Origin of the sequence: Paenibacillus sp. 203 (assembly GCF_037027525.1) — a bacterium.
Classification (GTDB): Bacteria; Bacillota; Bacilli; order Paenibacillales; family Paenibacillaceae; genus Paenibacillus; species Paenibacillus polymyxa_B.
This window is the reverse complement of sequence record NZ_JAXCHD010000005.1, coordinates 1-16511: the sequence shown is the minus strand read 5'-3', so window position 1 is coordinate 16511 and position 16511 is coordinate 1. Positions and strand designations below refer to the sequence as shown.

The 16511-nt window shown below is 46.4% G+C and carries 15 protein-coding genes, 11 tRNA genes and 2 rRNA genes; 2 read left to right on the top strand and 26 right to left on the bottom strand.

Going from position 1 to position 16511, the window contains the following annotated elements; all coding sequences use genetic code 11:
• Positions 1-28: 28 nt before the first annotated feature.
• The 4 genes from WA407_RS12535 to WA407_RS12520 form a co-directional block, all read right to left on the bottom strand.
• Entirely contained in the window at positions 29-985 is a 957-nt protein-coding gene (locus WA407_RS12535; protein ID WP_336077481.1) for a cation diffusion facilitator family transporter, read from the bottom strand.
• A 199-nt stretch (positions 986-1184) separates the two neighbouring features.
• Entirely contained in the window at positions 1185-2102 is a 918-nt protein-coding gene (secF, locus tag WA407_RS12530; protein ID WP_336077480.1) for a protein translocase subunit SecF, read from the bottom strand.
• Positions 2092-3348, bottom strand: a complete 1257-nt coding sequence (gene secD, locus WA407_RS12525) for a protein translocase subunit SecD (protein WP_254328616.1) — start codon at positions 3346-3348, stop codon at positions 2092-2094. Before secD ends, secF begins: the two co-directional genes overlap by 11 nt.
• A 90-nt stretch (positions 3349-3438) precedes the next feature.
• Positions 3439-3696, bottom strand: a complete 258-nt coding sequence (locus WA407_RS12520) for a post-transcriptional regulator (RefSeq protein ID WP_013311570.1) — start codon at positions 3694-3696, stop codon at positions 3439-3441.
• A 307-nt stretch (positions 3697-4003) separates the two neighbouring features.
• Here WA407_RS12520 and spoVB point away from each other — a divergent pair, with 307 nt between their 5' ends.
• Entirely contained in the window at positions 4004-5578 is a 1575-nt protein-coding gene (gene spoVB / locus WA407_RS12515; protein ID WP_336077479.1) for a stage V sporulation protein B, read from the top strand.
• Positions 5579-5583: 5 nt separating this feature from the next.
• On the opposite strand, the gene WA407_RS12510 is transcribed toward spoVB, so the two are convergent.
• A complete protein-coding gene (locus WA407_RS12510) occupies positions 5584-6360 on the bottom strand; it encodes a DUF421 domain-containing protein (protein ID WP_336077478.1) in 777 nt (258 codons plus the stop codon).
• A gap of 206 nt (positions 6361-6566) precedes the next feature.
• On the opposite strand from WA407_RS12510, the gene WA407_RS12505 reads away from it, so the two are divergent.
• On the top strand, positions 6567-6956 hold the full coding sequence (locus WA407_RS12505; protein ID WP_336077477.1) for a TIGR04086 family membrane protein: 390 nt from the start codon (positions 6567-6569) through the stop codon (positions 6954-6956).
• A gap of 88 nt (positions 6957-7044) precedes the next feature.
• Here the strand turns inward: WA407_RS12505 and yajC are convergent, their stop codons facing one another.
• From yajC to WA407_RS12400, 21 genes are all read right to left on the bottom strand, one after another.
• Positions 7045-7380 (bottom strand): preprotein translocase subunit YajC, encoded by a 336-nt coding sequence (yajC, locus tag WA407_RS12500; RefSeq protein ID WP_069290201.1) that lies wholly within the window; start codon positions 7378-7380, stop codon positions 7045-7047.
• Between the two features lie 34 nt (positions 7381-7414).
• Entirely contained in the window at positions 7415-8554 is a 1140-nt protein-coding gene (tgt, locus tag WA407_RS12495; RefSeq protein ID WP_039275028.1) for a tRNA guanosine(34) transglycosylase Tgt, read from the bottom strand.
• A gap of 20 nt (positions 8555-8574) precedes the next feature.
• Positions 8575-9603, bottom strand: a complete 1029-nt coding sequence (gene queA, locus WA407_RS12490; RefSeq protein ID WP_336077476.1) for a tRNA preQ1(34) S-adenosylmethionine ribosyltransferase-isomerase QueA — start codon at positions 9601-9603, stop codon at positions 8575-8577.
• A 7-nt stretch (positions 9604-9610) separates the two neighbouring features.
• Positions 9611-11704 (bottom strand): SpoIID/LytB domain-containing protein, encoded by a 2094-nt coding sequence (locus tag WA407_RS12485; RefSeq protein WP_336077475.1) that lies wholly within the window; start codon positions 11702-11704, stop codon positions 9611-9613.
• Between the two features lie 228 nt (positions 11705-11932).
• Positions 11933-12940: a Holliday junction branch migration DNA helicase RuvB gene (ruvB, locus tag WA407_RS12480; protein ID WP_235308630.1), complete on the bottom strand. Its 1008-nt coding sequence runs from the start codon at positions 12938-12940 to the stop codon at positions 11933-11935.
• Positions 12941-12990: 50 nt separating this feature from the next.
• Entirely contained in the window at positions 12991-13605 is a 615-nt protein-coding gene (ruvA, locus tag WA407_RS12475; RefSeq protein WP_061829382.1) for a Holliday junction branch migration protein RuvA, read from the bottom strand.
• Positions 13602-14105: a crossover junction endodeoxyribonuclease RuvC gene (ruvC, locus tag WA407_RS12470; protein WP_013311580.1), complete on the bottom strand. Its 504-nt coding sequence runs from the start codon at positions 14103-14105 to the stop codon at positions 13602-13604. The genes ruvA and ruvC overlap by 4 nt, the downstream gene beginning before the upstream one ends.
• Before the next feature lie 227 nt (positions 14106-14332).
• The gene (locus WA407_RS12465; protein ID WP_235308628.1) at positions 14333-15037 is read right to left on the bottom strand and encodes a BofC C-terminal domain-containing protein; all 705 of its coding nucleotides are present in this window, start codon (positions 15035-15037) and stop codon (positions 14333-14335) included.
• A 112-nt stretch (positions 15038-15149) separates the two neighbouring features.
• Positions 15150-15223 (bottom strand) — tRNA-Pro (locus tag WA407_RS12460).
• 7 nt (positions 15224-15230) lie between these two features.
• A tRNA-Leu gene (locus tag WA407_RS12455) sits at positions 15231-15310 on the bottom strand.
• A gap of 12 nt (positions 15311-15322) precedes the next feature.
• A tRNA-Arg gene (locus tag WA407_RS12450) sits at positions 15323-15399 on the bottom strand.
• 5 nt (positions 15400-15404) lie between these two features.
• Positions 15405-15479, bottom strand: a tRNA-Gly gene (locus tag WA407_RS12445).
• Between the two features lie 34 nt (positions 15480-15513).
• Positions 15514-15589 (bottom strand) — tRNA-Lys (locus WA407_RS12440).
• A 28-nt stretch (positions 15590-15617) separates the two neighbouring features.
• Positions 15618-15694 (bottom strand) — tRNA-Asp (locus WA407_RS12435).
• 26 nt (positions 15695-15720) lie between these two features.
• Positions 15721-15797: transfer RNA gene (locus tag WA407_RS12430), tRNA-Met, on the bottom strand.
• 29 nt (positions 15798-15826) lie between these two features.
• Positions 15827-15902 (bottom strand) — tRNA-Val (locus tag WA407_RS12425).
• Positions 15903-15912: 10 nt separating this feature from the next.
• Positions 15913-15984, bottom strand: a tRNA-Glu gene (locus WA407_RS12420).
• A 17-nt stretch (positions 15985-16001) separates the two neighbouring features.
• Positions 16002-16093 (bottom strand) — tRNA-Ser (locus WA407_RS12415).
• Positions 16094-16096: 3 nt separating this feature from the next.
• Positions 16097-16172, bottom strand: a tRNA-Asn gene (locus WA407_RS12410).
• Positions 16173-16191: 19 nt separating this feature from the next.
• Positions 16192-16308, bottom strand: a 5S ribosomal RNA gene (gene rrf, locus WA407_RS12405).
• A gap of 77 nt (positions 16309-16385) precedes the next feature.
• Positions 16386-16511: ribosomal RNA gene (locus tag WA407_RS12400) — 23S ribosomal RNA — on the bottom strand; the annotation flags it as partial.

Sequence of the window (16511 nt, the reverse complement as noted above, 5' to 3'; positions counted from 1 at the left end):
TTCACCTTTCTTTCATAGTCATCCTGCTCTATTGAAGCAACGACGACACATCATTATCTGGCAGTTCATGATTGGATTTGTAAGGATACCCGGCTTGATAAGGAATGAACTGCATTTGTACATGGGTCACCTGTGGAAAACGGGCTAACAGTAGATTTTTGGCTCGATCGGCGATTTCCTGCGCTTCCTGTACCGTAATCCGCGGGTTCACACTTATCGTTACATCCACTGTTATGAAATGGCCCGTTTCCTGGGCATGTAAGTGCTCAACCGTTACAATACCATACACCCGTTGAATCGTCTCCATAAAGCGGCGGGAGTCTTCCTCCTGCAAGGGCTGTGCAGGAACCTGGTAAGCGGTATTCATTACCATCAAATATCCTTTGCGAAGCACCAGACAGGCTACCAGCAAAGCTGCGGTTGGATCAAGATATAATAATGCAGGCCATTCCATTGCTTCGCCAGTCATTGCACCGATCATGCCGATCAATGCAATCAACGATGCATACAGCGAGTAACGTTCATGGTTAGCGTACCGATCTGCTTCCGCTTTATGACCATGTTTAATCGAATAGCGATATTGAAACTGAAATAACGCCTCTCTCAACACCAACGCAATAAATACGGTAGTTAATGCATACAGACTGGGAGCCTGCGGTTCCGAACTGCTTAATGAACGAACCGCCGAGATAGCTAGCTGAAGACCACTCATCAGCACTAAAATAGCCAGCACTACAGATATGACCGTCCTAACTTTTTCACCGTTCCGCAACCGTGCCAGCATTCCGTGCCCTGTAGCACCCTTGGAAAACAGAAGCTCCTGCAAACGGGAAGCACTATCCGCAGCCGTGTGCAGTGCATCCCCCAACAACGCCTTGCTGTTTGCCGCATAACCGACGGTTCCCTTTAGAACAGCCAGCGCGAGATTACCTACAATCCCGCTCAACGCCGCAGTTTCCAATGATCGGCTGCGTTCGCTATTCACAACGTTTCCCCCTCAATCCTGAACTAACCTTTTCCCAATAAAGCTCCATTCTAAAATAACCGAATTTCTAAAACCAAAAACCATTCACATTAAGTTTCCACTATTGTGCCTTACTTAAGGTAAATCTCAAAACCTTAGAAAACCGCGCCCAGGCAGACGCGGCTTTCTCTTTAATTTATACTACTGGTATTTACGTAACTTAAGACTTTGCAGTTTTGGCCGCGCCCCCGCCAGCTGTCGGAGATTTTTGTTTTCCTTTCATAGCTACCCACAGCGGACTGGCAATGAAAATGGAGGAATAAGCACCAAACAACAAACCAATGACCATCGCAAGTGAGAACATACGGATCGATTCGCCGCCAAATATGAACAAACATAAGGAGGCAATAAATACCGTAAACACGGTTGCAAGTGAACGAGTCATTGTCTGGGCAATACTGTGATCAACTACCTGCTCTAAGTCGTCCCTAGACTTCTTCTTCGCAAATCGTAGATTTTCCCGTATACGGTCAAAAATAACGACAGTGTCATTAATGGAGAAACCGACAATCGTCAGAATTGCCGTAATAAAGGTCAAATCCACCTCAAGCCGGAAAATCGAGAAAATACTGATGACGAGGAAGGCATCATGCAACAACGAAACAATTGCTGCAACGGCAAACCGCCATTCAAAACGGATTGAGATATAAATAGCGATAGCCACAGAAGCCAATAAAATCGCCCATAACGCATTTCGTTCTAGTTCTTGCGCCATTTCCGTATCCACTGTATTGACCTCAAAGGAGGCCTTCGGATCCAGCTCTTTATTAAAAGAAGTCTTAAAGTTATTCACTTGCTGATCCGTCAAAACCTGCGAGAAGCGAATACCGAAGCGTTCTTTACCCTGCGTATAATCGACCTCTTTGCCGATCCCCTGCTTGTTCAGCAAAGTCTGGATCTGTTCTTGTGTAACTACTTTAGTCAGATTGACATCCACATTGGAACCGGAACGGAAATCTACCCCGTAATTCAGACCAAATATCGATAAGCTCAGAATACCAAGCAGTGTGATAATAATCGAGAACGTGTAAAACCACTTGCTCATCTTAATATATTTCAAGTTCCAATTAAAGCGCACTGATATCACTCTCCTTCACACCAAAATACTTGGCCTTCTTCACAACATCCGCTTTAACCAGCAGATTGAGTAAGAAGCGGGAGAAGAAGATATTCGTCAAAATACTGGTGACAATATCAACGATGAGCACCAAAGCGAATCCTCGAACGGAGCCTGTTCCCAGACCAAACATAACCGCTGCCGCTATAATTGTCGTAACATTGGCATCCATAACGGTACGGAACGAAGCCTTACTACCTGCAATGACAGAAGAACGAATCGTTTTGCCTGACTTGATTTCTTCTTTAATCCGTTCATACGTAATGATATTTGCATCTACCGCCATCCCAATCCCGAGCACGAAGGCTGCAATACCCGGAAGCGTAAGCACGAATCCACCCAAATAAAAGATGGCAAGCACCACCCAGGTATGAACGATGAGACAGAAACTAGCGACTAATCCCGGTACACGGAACATCGCAATCATAAATACCAGAATAATGATCGAGCCGATCAACCCAGCACGAATCGTCTGATCTAGTGACAATTGGCCCAGCGTAGCACCTACACTCTGAGAATATTTTTCCGTCAGTTTGAGCGGAAGGGCACCCAGATTAATCGTATCGGCCAGTTTATTCGCTTCATCACGAGTGTAACTACCTGTGATTGACGCGCTACCGTCCGTTAATTCCCCACGTACTGTAGGTGCAGACAGCAATTCCTGATCGAGGAAAATAGCCAATTCTTTATTCAGAAGTCGCTTTGTGATTTCTGCAAATTTAGCTTTATCCTTCACTTTGATACTAATCTCAGGTTGGTTCAGCTGATCATAGCCGACAACAGCGCCATTCTCCACAAAATCATTACCGCGGAGCTCAATTTTGCTGTATTGGCCTGGCTTTTTAGCATCCGCTGCCGTTGCACTGCGGAAGGTCAACTCGGCAGGCTTTTTGAGCATAGAGCGGACTTCTGCTTCATTAGATACACCAGCAAGCCGCACACGAATACGGTTGATACCCTCCGTTGTTACTTCCGGCTCAGTTGTACCAAGCGCGTTTATCCGTCTCTCCAGACTTTGAGCTGTTTGTATAAGAGACTGGCTGGTTACACTCTGCCCGGCTTCCAAAGGCTGGGCTTCATATAAAATTTCAAAGCCTCCCTTTAAATCGAGGCCTAATTTTAAACTGTTCAGTAGGCCCGGGCTTGTCCCGATCATAACACCAGTAGTTATGAGCACGACCACGATGAAACTTAGAATTCTCTTCATTCCGTCCCATGTTCCCCTTTCATTCTCAATATTCCTATTATAGCTACCCCTCAAAAAGCAGTCAATTTGAACGCAAAAAAAGACCCCCTTCTATTCGAAAGTGGAGCCCCGTAATGCGGACATCGTCAAATAGTTCATAAAGCTCGTCGCTTTAAGGGAAAGTATATCATTAACGAGCTTGTGCAGCGGAGGGATACCCTCCTTTTCATATTTATGGCTGACGCAATTCCACACGTCCTTACTTGTGACATGCTCATAGCCTACGAGAATCAACTCGTCCGCCTTACTTTGACAGAGCATCTCAATTGCGTCATCCCAATCCTGCTCATCCAGCTCTTCCATACCCACGATGGCCGTTCCTCCTCCCAGCGACTACCGGTTCCGCAGATCAGCAATTAGCGGGGTTATTGACTGCTTTGTAGAACATTTCTGTCCTGATCCTGGAAAACCCTTCTTTTCGTTGAAAATAGCCTTAAATCAACAATATATGCATTCATTTCGCTCGTCAATAGCAGAATTCACCACTCCCCCTCTTGTTGTCTAAATCACTTTGTTTCTGAACGGAAAAGCTTGTCATGAACATGGACAGGTCCAGCATATCTTCTAAAGTAATGCATAGACGCAGAATTACATTTTGGGGAAGAGGGAGTTGCGATTGAAAAAGCAGACTTTCATCCATGGAGCAATCATTTTATTGGCAGCGGGAATTATTAACCGGATACTTGGTTTTATTCCCCGAATCGCACTCCCGCGTATCATCGGCCCCGAAGGAGTTGGCTTGTACCAACAGGGGTATCCCTTTTTTATCGTTCTGGTGACGCTTATTACAGGGGGGATCCCTCTTGCGGTAGCCAAGCTTGTAGCCGAAGCTGAAACGGCTGGACAGCCCGAAATATCGCGGCGTATTTTGCACACCAGCCTGCGCTTCACCATTACACTCAGTCTGATCGCCATGGTGCTCTGTCTTGTGTTCGCGCCTTGGATCACAAGCCATCTCCTGACCGACAGTCGCGTGTATTATACATTTGTGAGCATGAGCCCAATGATTGTCATTGTAGCTGTTTCTTCAGCTTATAGGGGCTATTTTCAGGGAAAGCAAAATATGATCCCTTCCGCCAGCTCCTCCATTGCGGAGACCGTTATACGCATTTTTTGCGTCATTTGGTTTGCTTACTTGTTACTTCCCCATGGGGTAGACTACGCTGCTGCAGGTGCCATGCTCGGTGCTCTGGCGGGCGAATTCATTGGCATGATTGTACTGCTATGGCAATACGTGTGTAACCAGCGAAAAGATCGCATCCTTCAGCCAAAGTCGCCTGTCCCCTCCTCTGAAGTTCATCCCGAGCAATCATCCGTTTTGTCACGTCTTATGTCTATATCCGTTCCCGTTACTGCTGGAAGGCTTGTCGGTTCCTTATCCTATTTGCTCGAATCTATCTTGTGCATGCGCAGCCTTGCCGTAGCAGGCATCGCAACTGGCGTGGCAACCGCACAGTATGGAGCCATGCAGGGCATGGTCATTCCTGTGTTATTACTACCTGGGGTTCTAACCAGTTCGCTAGCAGTTTCACTCGTTCCTTCGTTATCCGAAGCAGCAGCTAAGGGGCATATTACAGCCATTCACAAACGTCTACATCAATCGCTTCGGCTCGCTTTGGTTGCAGGAGCCCCATTTGCCGTTATCATGTATGTATTGGCAGAACCTCTGTGTCTGCTACTCTACAATAATGGCGATATTGCAGGCATGCTTAAGCTCATGGCACCTTTTGCTCTTTTTATGTACATTCAGGCCCCGCTTCAGGCAGCACTTCAGGCATTAGACCGTCCTGGAAGTGCCTTATTAAATACCTTTATCGGAGCCGTTATCAAAATTGTACTGATCGTCTGGCTTGCTTCCCAACCTCAGTATGGTATCTATGGAGCTGTCATCGCCATTTGTATTAATAGTGCCATTGTTACTCTCCTTCACGGCTTCAGTGTCAGCAGACTGCTTCGCTTCCGCGTACGTTTGCTCGATTTCTGGAAGACCGGGATAGGCATGATCATCATGGCAGCAGCAGTATTATATACCTACAGACATCTAACGATGTTCAACCAAATGTGGCTTCAGTTTATTTTTGCCGCAGGATCGGGAATTATACTGTACCTTTTCCTAATGACCTTGATCAAAATGATTGATTGGGACAACCTTACACGCATTCCAATCCTGAGAAGATGGTTTAAAGCATAAGAAACCTAATCTGAAGATTTTCCATAGGCCGGTGGTGTAATGTACACATCACCTCTATGGTTAACTGAGCATAAAAAAACATCCTTAAAATCTTTGTGTCCCTTCGCTTGAATTTGATTCTTAAGCCAAAAACGGTTCATATCCATCCGTTCCAAATTTCTATCCAGCACTTTGCCATCCATGATTAATGGAATAGGCAGTCCCTCATATCTAAACTTTCCACCGATTTGTGGAGAAGGATGGACTTTATTCACCTGTTGCTCTTTGTTTGTCAAATCTGTTCCGTTTAATTTCTGCTTCATTTTTACGTGTTCCACTCCATCATTATCATCCTTACCTATAACCGTTAGCTTACCTGTCGTTTCCAAAATAACATATTCAACTTCGTCCAGACTTTCTATATTTTGTTCGCGAAGTTGTAACAGCAAGTCATCTAAATTATAACGTTGTTTTACCATTTCATCCTTGTTTAATTGTCCATTAGAGTACAATACACTGGGCCTACCATCAAATAGTAAGCGCAGTCGCCGACTTTTCAGACTGAAAAATGAAATACCTATTTGCAAAATTAACAGCACTCCTAAAGGAATCAACCCTTCATAAAGTGGACGTTTTATATCCTCCAAGCTGAATACAGCAATTTCTGCAATCATAATGGATATGACGAGATCGAAAACAGACAATTTGCCGATCTCCCTTTTACCCATCAAGCGCATCACCAGATATACAATAAAATACATGAGCAGCGTCCGAAAAATATGAGCAAAAATATCGTGACTCAATATGTTCGCCTCCTCCCCTGTACTTGCAATAAGACATGAGTCGTTCATTGTACACGTATTCTGACCGTTCCTCACTTGGCTCATACAAAAAACAAAAGGCTAAATTATTGAAATAAAGAGAAAGACTGCTTGCGACTTGGTACTAAGCCGGGAGGCTTGGCCATAGAATGATAATAGTTCAAACCTTGGTACAGGAGGAATTATCAATGGAGCTCATTCGCCGCTGGTGTTCGTTTCGTCTGGCCCATCCCATTTTATCCGGTTTATTTTATGCTTTTGCATGGATGCTGCTTGGCGCATTGATTCTTTCATTACTCTTGTGGCTGACACAGATGCAGGAACAGGACTTATCATTGTATACGTACATCGTCCATGCATTCGCCATGCTATCTGGCGGCTTCGTCGCCGGTAAAAGATCCACAAACAAAGGCTGGTATCAAGGCGGTATTACAGGCATCCTGTATGGGCTAATCGTTCTTCTGGTCGGTTTTCTGGCATTGGATGCGGGCATGAACGGCAAGGACCTGTTACACTTAGTTTTCGCGTTTGTCATAGGCGCAGGTGGTGGGATGTTTGGCATTAATCTCAACAAGTAATCAAATTGTTTGTATCCATGTAATAAAACAACACAAAAAAACCGAGCCTCCTTAAAGGCTCGGTTTTTGCATAACGGTCACCAGCATTTTACGATTTGGAAACAACTTCCTCAGATGCCGTGTCTTTTGCAATCGCGTTGCTGATTGCACTGCGGTCAAAGGTCAGCTTCGTGACATCATTCACACGCAAAACTACTACATCATCCGTAATCTCCATAATTGTACCGTGAAGACCTCCGATTGTAATTACTTTATCTCCCTTTTTCAAAGCTTGAAGCATCGTTTGACGCTGCTTTTGTTTTTTCTGATTCGGGCGAATCAGCAAGAAATAGAAGATTACAAACATCAGAGCCAGTGGCCAGATCATTTGGAAAAGTCCGCCAGTTCCACCGGGTGCAGTAGCGGCTGTAGCAAAATGAAACATGTTAAATCCCCCTTTCGTATACTCTCCCTAAAACTTAAAAGCCTTTATCATTATCATGAAGACCGTACTGCTCAAAAAATTCATCTCGGAAATCAAGCAGCCTGTCATCCATAATCGCTTGTCTGACATTACGCATCAATTGTATTAAGAAATGCAAGTTATGATACGTTGTCAGTCGGAGCCCGAAGGTTTCATCCGCTTTAATCAAATGTCGCAAGTAAGCACGTGAATAATTGCGACAGGTATAACAATCACAAGCAGGATCGAGCGGGCCAAAATCACTTGCATATTGGGCATTGCGAACGACAAGACGACCTTGGCTGGTCATCGTTGTCCCGTTGCGAGCAATTCGGGTTGGAAGTACACAATCGAACATATCCACACCACGGATAGAGCCTTCAATCAAAGCATCAGGCGAACCCACGCCCATCAAATAACGTGGCTTGTTGGTGGGAAGCAGAGGAACCGTATAATCGAGCACTTCATACATCAAATGTTTCGGTTCACCTACGCTCAGTCCACCAATAGCATACCCCGGGAAATCCATGGAAGTCAAATCCGCAGCGCTTTGCTTGCGCAGATCTTCATGCATGCCTCCCTGAACAATGGCAAACAGACCTTGATCATGAGGACGCGCGTGTGCCTCTAGACAACGCTCAGCCCAACGGCTGGTTCGTTCCAGTGACTTTTTCACATACTCATATTCAGCCGGAAACGGCGGGCATTCATCGAAGGCCATCATAATATCTGAGCCAAGCGAGTTTTGAATTTCCATCGCCACTTCTGGTGAAAGAAACTTCTTATCTCCATTTAAATGAGAGCGGAAATGAACACCCTCCTCTGAAATTTTACGCATTTCACTTAAAGAAAACACCTGGAATCCGCCGCTGTCTGTTAAAATAGGGCGATCCCAATTCATAAACTTGTGCAGTCCACCCGCTTCACGAATAATATCGTGTCCGGGACGAAGAAACAAATGGTACGTGTTACTCAAAATAATTTGAGCATCCATCGCTTTCAGTTCCTCAGGACTCATCGTTTTAACAGTCGCTTGAGTTCCCACCGGCATAAAGGTTGGTGTCTCAATAACTCCGTGAGGTGTGTGTACACGCCCGAGACGAGCTCCCGATTGCTTGCAGGTTTTAATATGTTCGTATCTTATTGCTGGTGCCATATTTTCTCTACCATCCTTAATTAATAAATGAACATTGCGTCCCCGAAGCTGAAGAACCGATATTGTCGGTCAATCGCCTCCTGGTAAGCATGCATAATATTCTCCCTGCCCGCCAGTGCGCTGACCAGCATAACCAAGGTGGATTTAGGCAAATGGAAATTCGTAATCATCGCATCCACCACACGGAATTCGTAGCCTGGATAAATAAAAATCTGTGTCCAGCCACTGCTGGCCTGCAGCACTCCATCTGCGAATGTATTGCCCACCGTCTCCAGCGTTCGACAACTGGTTGTTCCCACTGCCACGATTCTCCCACCGCGCGCCTTGGTTGCATTAAGTACATCTGCCGTTTCCTGTGATAATGAATAATACTCTTCGTGCATGACATGCTCTTCAATCGTATCCACAGACATCGGTCTGAACGTCCCTAAGCCAACATGAAGTGTGATAAAGGCAACGGTAACGCCCTTCTTTTTAATCTGGTCCAGCAATTCTTCTGTAAAATGCAGCCCTGCCGTTGGAGCCGCAGCCGAACCTTCATGTCGAGCATAAACGGTCTGATAACGCTCGCGGTCATCCAGTTGTTCCTTGATATACGGCGGAAGCGGCATCTGCCCCAGACGGTCCAAGATCTCCTGAAAAATACCGTCATATGAAAATGAAAGCACCCTTCTGCCCATATCTCCTTCTTCCTCAATTACTGCTTTCAGCTCATCACCGAAAACAATAACAGCACCCTTTTTTAGCTTTTTACCGGGTTTCACCAATGCTTCCCATCGGTCCCCTTGCAGTTGCTTAAGCAGCAAAACCTCAGCCTTAGCTCCCGTGTCTTCCTTGATGCCAAACAAGCGTGCAGGAATCACTCTCGTATCGTTTAATACCAGCGTATCCCCTGGTTGGAGATACTGCACAATATCCGAAAACGTATGATGACCCACTTCACCAATATTTTTGTTTAACGTCAGTAATCTGGAAGCGCTCCGATCAAGCAAAGGTGTCTGTGCAATTAATGTTTCAGGCAGTTCAAAATCGTAGTCGTTTACATTCATATATTGGTCAGTCCTTAACTATATCCACATTTTTGTAATAGTGTTGCAAAATTTTCTTATAATCATACCCCTGCTCGGCCAAACCGTTGGCACCCCATTGGGATAAGCCCAAACCATGACCATTTCCTTTACCTGTAAAAATAAAGCTTTGTGTTTTGTCAATGACTCGTGCATGACGATCTTCATTCATGACGATCACCCCGTTACCACTTGAAGTACTGCTGCCAGATGCGGACAGGATTTGAGTGCCTTGTGTACCACTTACATGAGAAGTAGCCCCATCAGCGCCTAATACAGTATAACTTCCGGTACTCGCAATATCAAACAGTGTGCTCGGGAGTCCGCCCATTGCTGAGCGAAACATATCCGGATATTTCACTTTCAAAGGGGTTCCGTTCGCTTCAACCTCCAACACTCGCCCTGATGGACCACGTTTGGTGACATCGAGGTGATTAATAGAGGAAGGCACTGTGCCCGTTACTTTCCCTTGCAGGGATTTACCAAGCTGAGCTGACGTAAAGGGCCCCCGCACCCATGCATAGTCTCCGGACTGAGGCACCTTTTCTAATACAATGATCTCTTCGCCCGGCTGCGCCTTGGCTATTGGTGTAACCGTCGATTGAATTTGGGGAATAGGACGCACATTTGTATTTTCCGCAGTGACGGTGATTTTGTCTAACCCCGCTTCTGTGACACCCTCCAGTTCCTTAGCATTATCCTCACGAATATACCCTGTCTTACCACTGGAGAGAAGTACATGATACCACTCCTGTGCTCCTTTTTGCGCTGAAGTATCTCCCGAGCTGTCTACGCTGGCAAAGGCTTCGCCACCACTGTTCCACACCTCTGAGGCATCTGCTGTCACACCGCCCGCATTAGATGAAAATACAGCTTCGACCACTTTGCCGCCACTTTTAATGACTTCACCAGCTGTTGCATCTACAGCCTCATTGACATTGGCATGTTCCGAGCTCTTACCGTTGTAAGCCTGGCTTAACGTGCCATCTACTACATTGCCGATCTGAAACCGATTGCCTTGGGCAAGCGCGTAGCTACGAGCCGCTACCGCTTGAGCCTTGAGCGCTTCATCTGGCCATGAGGAATAGACCTCTGCTCCTACCACGGAATACAAATACTGCTCCAAAGGAACTTCATTCACAAGCGCCAGCTGGCCTGACGTCATGCCAATCTCCATCTCGCCGCGATATGTACGCTGTGATCTTTCCATCACTTGTATTCCATCATTACCGCCGTTGACAATTACCTTGCTATGATCAGAACCACTTAGCATGTAATGAGACATCACCTGCGAGCCAGTCGTGACTCCTGCTTCCTGTCTTATAATGAGGCCGGTTTGAGTAGCATTAACTTTAGACAGCGTGAGTCTCGGCTGCTTGCTCTCCAGCTCTGTTTTCAAAGCCGACAGCTTGCTGTCATTACTTTCTTCTCCAACCCATACAGCATACTGGCCTCTTGATTGAATTACAGTAAAAGCATCAAAGCCTGCCGCAGCAATTGTCGTTCGAACGAGATTAGCTTCCTGCTCGCTTCCGTAGCTTCCTGTGGACCAATGCTTGCTTCCCTTAACCTCGGCCTGCGCTCCGGTTGCGGAGGAAATCCGCTGTACAGCAGCCTGCGCAGACTGCTCACTAGCATATATTCCCGCGTACACTTGATACACTGAGCTACCATTTTTTGAACCGATAAAAACCGTAGGTTTATCATTAGTCTTTTGTAGGGCTTGGGCCGCTTTTATCGCCGCTGCTTCATTTCCTTCAAGTACCTTAACCCGATAGCTGTCTACACTAAAACGAGCCGTACTGTCTGGCAGTCCCATCCAACTTTGAAAACTGCCCCCACTGTTCTGTCCAACACTCAGACCTCCTGATGATTTCAAGGTTACAGCGGGGACTGTCGCTTTATATTTGCTACCTAGATCCGCAAAAATCACTACACGAATTTCCTCTTGGGCGGCAGCAGCGTGAACGCCCGAAGACCAAGGTATGCACACTGTAGCTAATACCATAATCGCTGCTGCTCGTTTGGCCCGGCCCATCCATGCACCGAAAATACTTTTTCGGTTAAATGCTTCTCCACTCATTTCTGGCTCCCCCAATCTAGCTGTCTAGCACTTATATTGCGTAATTTATCGAGATCTCGACCCTTGTCTATACCTTTAAATACATCGGCGGAATAAACCGAAATATGAATCCGCTCGAATCTTACTTACACTCTCACTTCCCTCAATCATCCGTCAGCCGATATCGTATTCTCCATACTTGCGTGTAACCATGCAATGATTTTTTGAAAAGTGCATCATGTTTCCTACTCACCGTGGATCCGTTGGCATTGGGATTCCAAGGTGGCCATATGCCGCCGGAGTCACTGTTCGTCCCCGAGGTGTTCTTTGTAAAAGCCCAATTTGTAACAAATAGGGCTCGTACACATCCTCAATTGTCTGACTCTCCTCACCAATGGTTGCAGCAATGGTGTCCAATCCTACAGGCCCGCCCCGGAATGAATGAATCATGGCCTTAAGCATTTTATGATCAATTTCATCCAGCCCGAGTGGATCTATTTGAAGTCTCTTTAGCGCCTCTGCAGCCAACTCAGAATGAATAATACCGTCTCCCGCAACCTGGGCAAAATCACGCACCCTTTTTAACAGTCGGTTAGCAATACGCGGGGTCCCCCGTGAACGCAATGCGATTTCCTCCGCCGCATCCCCAACAATCTCAATCTCCATAATATCCGCATTCCTGGACACGATGTAAGCCAGCTCGTCTGTCGTATAAAACTCTAATCGACTAATAACACCAAACCGGTCACGCAATGGCGCAGAGAGCAGCCCAGCGCGCGTAGTAGCCCCTATAAGGGTAAAGGGTGGCAAATCCAGACGGACCGAACGTGCACTCGGGCCTTTGCCAATCATAATGTCCAGCGCAAAATCCTCCATCGCCGGATACATAACTTCTTCCACCGTACGATGAAGGCGATGAATCTCATCAATGAACAAAACATCACCCTCTTGAAGATTGGTCAGCAATGCTGCCAAATCTCCCGGTCTTTCAATTGCAGGACCTGAAGTCGTACGCAAATTAACCCCCAACTCATTGGCGATAATGTTAGCAAGAGTTGTTTTACCCAACCCAGGCGGTCCGTACAACAGTACATGGTCCAACGCTTCTTTACGCAATTTGGCCGCTTCAATATATACCTTCAGATTTTCCTTAACCTGATTTTGCCCGATATATTCATTTAGATAACGGGGGCGAAGGCTTAGCTCCGCCGTCTGGTCTTCCATCATCAAATTGGCGGAAATAATCCGGTCATCCATGTTCCATCGCTCCTCTTTTCACCAGACATTTGTTAGCGGACATCATCGTCCTATCCGGCAAACAACAGTTGCAAAGCCCGCTTCATCAAAATATCGGCAGATTCATCAGGTTTCGCATCTTTCTTCATTCTGCTCCATACCTTATCCAACTCAGCATCAGTGTAACCGAGCGCCTTGAGCGCCTCACGGGCCTCGCCCCAATATGAACCTTCGCCTTCTTCTACGACAGGCTCAGCAAACAATCCGGTTGCCATCCCCAACGAGCCAATACCGTCCAGCTTGTCTTTCAAATCCAGAATCATACGTTGTGCCGTCTTTTTACCGATCCCCGGTAACTTGGTGAGAAATGTGATATTCTCCTGATAAATCGCCGTTACCACATGAGCAGGCGTACCGCCTCCTAAAATACCAAGCGCAACACGCGGTCCAATACCAGATACATCAATCAGTTTACGGAAAAGCTGCTGCTCCTCACGGGTCGCAAAACCGAACAGTAAAATAGCATCTTCCCTTACATGATGGTGAATGTAAATAACCACTGGACCTTCAGTTTTGGCGAACGCGTAAGGATTCGGACAAAATACCCTATACCCTACACCCTGCACATCTAAAACAACATATTCATTTTCCAAATGGGCCACAGAACCACGCAAGAAATCTATCATTTTCGCAATACCTCATTTAATTTTGAATTTAGTCCATAGGAGTGCGCATGACAAATAGCCACCGCCAAAGCATCCGCTACATCGTCCGGTTTGGGCACAACTTGAAGCTTTAGGAACATTCTAACCATTTCTTGTACCTGTTTCTTCTCAGCTTTACCATACCCTACAATAGCCTGCTTTACCTGCATCGGCGTGTATTCACCTATAGGCAAATTACGTTGTTTTGCAGCTAGTACCAGCACCCCACGTGCCTGACTTACAGACATAGCGGTTGTAACGTTGCGATTAAAAAAGAGCTTTTCCAGTGCTACCGCATCAGGCTTATATTTATCTATTAATTGCAACATGCCTTCATACACATGAAGCAGCCTTTCTTCTTCCGGTGTATGAGCCTCCGTCTGGATACAGCCATACTGCACAGGAACTACCTTGCTGCCAATCTTGTCTACAAATCCGAAGCCCACAATGGCAATACCCGGATCAATTCCTAAAAAACGCAAAAAAATCTCTCCCCTATCGCTCAAACATGGCGTACCTAACCAAAGCCAGCGTTATCCTGAATATAATCATGGCCAAATACCAAATAAAGCGAACATATGTGTCGTTCTTTTCATTATAACAAAACTTTGTATCTAATAGAGGAAAAAATTTAAACATGAGTAAAAACATAAAAAGAGACGCTTCAAGCCTCACCACATGGGCAATGCCTAACGTCTCATAGTTGTAATCAATAGTGCTGCTTTAATACCCTTTGTGTTCGCTCCAGGGCAAAGTCACTAAAAGTGGAGATTACACTGTTATACTCATTTATATCCTGTACACGTATTCCCTGCTGAAGTTGTTTATATACCCCTTCTGGCAAGGCCGTCTCCATGGAACCCACATCCAATTGAAAAAAAGTGCGGATAACTTTTTCCTTTTTAGGTAGCCCTTCATACAATGTAAGCTGCCCGTCAGTGCTCAACCCCATGTATCCATGCTCTTTGCATGACTCTGACAAGTCTTCCACCCTGCGCTCCAGCCACACCTCTCCTTTGGTATTAAGTCGTCCCTTCCAATCGGGATGTTGCTTCAGTAAGGTCTCTAGCTGCTGTGAACTTAGCGTTCCCAAGGAAAGTGTTTCCGTACCACACACGTAGGTGGTTAGCAGACGGGTCTTCCTGCTTATACCGGAAGCACGAATACTTTGCAATAATTGCATCTGTGAGGAGTGATCTTCAATTGGACTCAGATGTGAAGCTTCCTCCATGCTCTCCTCTGCCATGACGGTAGTAGCGAGTGGCTGTGACAACATAGCCTGCAAATAATTCGAAAACAGAATACCCAACCCTGCCAGCAAACAAGCCGCACCAAAAATGCTACATGCCCACACTGTTCTTCTCCACTGTTTCCAGCGCCGTTTCATCTGTTTTTTCCAACTTAATCGCTTCACAGTAATCCCTTCCGTCCCACTTTTTGTGTTAGTGTGACCTGAGGATTACTGATTTATACAAAAAGATATGAATATAAAAAAAGCCGCTGCTTCCAGCGACTTTCCTTTTGAATCGGGATGACACGATTTGAACATGCGACCCCCTGGTCCCAAACCAGGTGCTCTACCAAGCTGAGCTACATCCCGAAATACATGCCGGTGAGAGGACTCGAACCTCCACGGTTTCCCTCACGATTTTGAGTCGCGCGCGTCTGCCAATTCCGCCACACCGGCTTATGAAGTTAATGGCGCGCCCTGAGAGATTCGAACTCCCGGCCTTTTGATTCGTAGTCAAACGCTCTATCCAGCTGAGCTAAGGGCGCAAATATGGAGCGGACGACGGGAATCGAACCCGCGACCCTCGCCTTGGCAAGGCGATGCTCTACCGCTGAGCCACGTCCGCAATATCATTATATCCATGACATATAAGTCATGAATGGTGAGCCATGAAGGACTCGAACCTTCGACACCCTGATTAAAAGTCAGGTGCTCTACCAACTGAGCTAATGGCTCCCAACAGGGTAATATAACTTTGTGAAAATGGCGGAACTGACGGGATTCGAACCCGCGATCTCCTGCGTGACAGGCAGGCATGTTAGGCCTCTACACCACAGTTCCATAGCAGTTTACATTCAAAAGTTAATTGGTTGCGGGGGCAGGATTTGAACCTGCGACCTTCGGGTTATGAGCCCGACGAGCTACCGAACTGCTCCACCCCGCGATAATATTAGGTACTGCTTTTCAAATAAATGGTGGAGGCTGAGGGGCTCGAACCCCCGACCCTCTGCTTGTAAGGCAGATGCTCTCCCAGCTGAGCTAAGCCTCCATACTACTTATGACCCGTAGGGGATTCGAACCCCTGTTACCTCCGTGAAAGGGAGGTGTCTTAACCCCTTGACCAACGGGCCATACAATAAAATAATTATGGCGGAGAGAGAGGGATTCGAACCCTCGAGACGCTTTTGGCGCCTACACGATTTCCAATCGTGCTCCTTCGGCCAACTCGGACACCTCTCCATATGGCTCCCCGAACAGGACTCGAACCTGTGACAACTCGATTAACAGTCGAGTGCTCTACCAACTGAGCTATCAGGGAATATTAATCATAAAGCTCTGCTTGGCGACGTCCTACTCTCCCAGGACCCTGCGGTCCAAGTACCATCGGCGCTGGAGGGCTTAACGGTCGTGTTCGGGATGGGTACGTGTGGAACCCCTCCGCTATCGCCACCAAACATGAATTTACATCGTAAATTCTACTTTCAAGGTTACACCCTGAAAACTGGATCCGAAACTTATTTGCGTTTTATCTTAGGATAAGCCCTCGACCGATTAGTATTGGTCAGCTCCATGCATTACTGCACTTCCACCCCCAACCTATCTACCTCGTCGTCTTCAAGGGGTCTTACATACTGGGAAATCTCATCTTGAGGGGGGC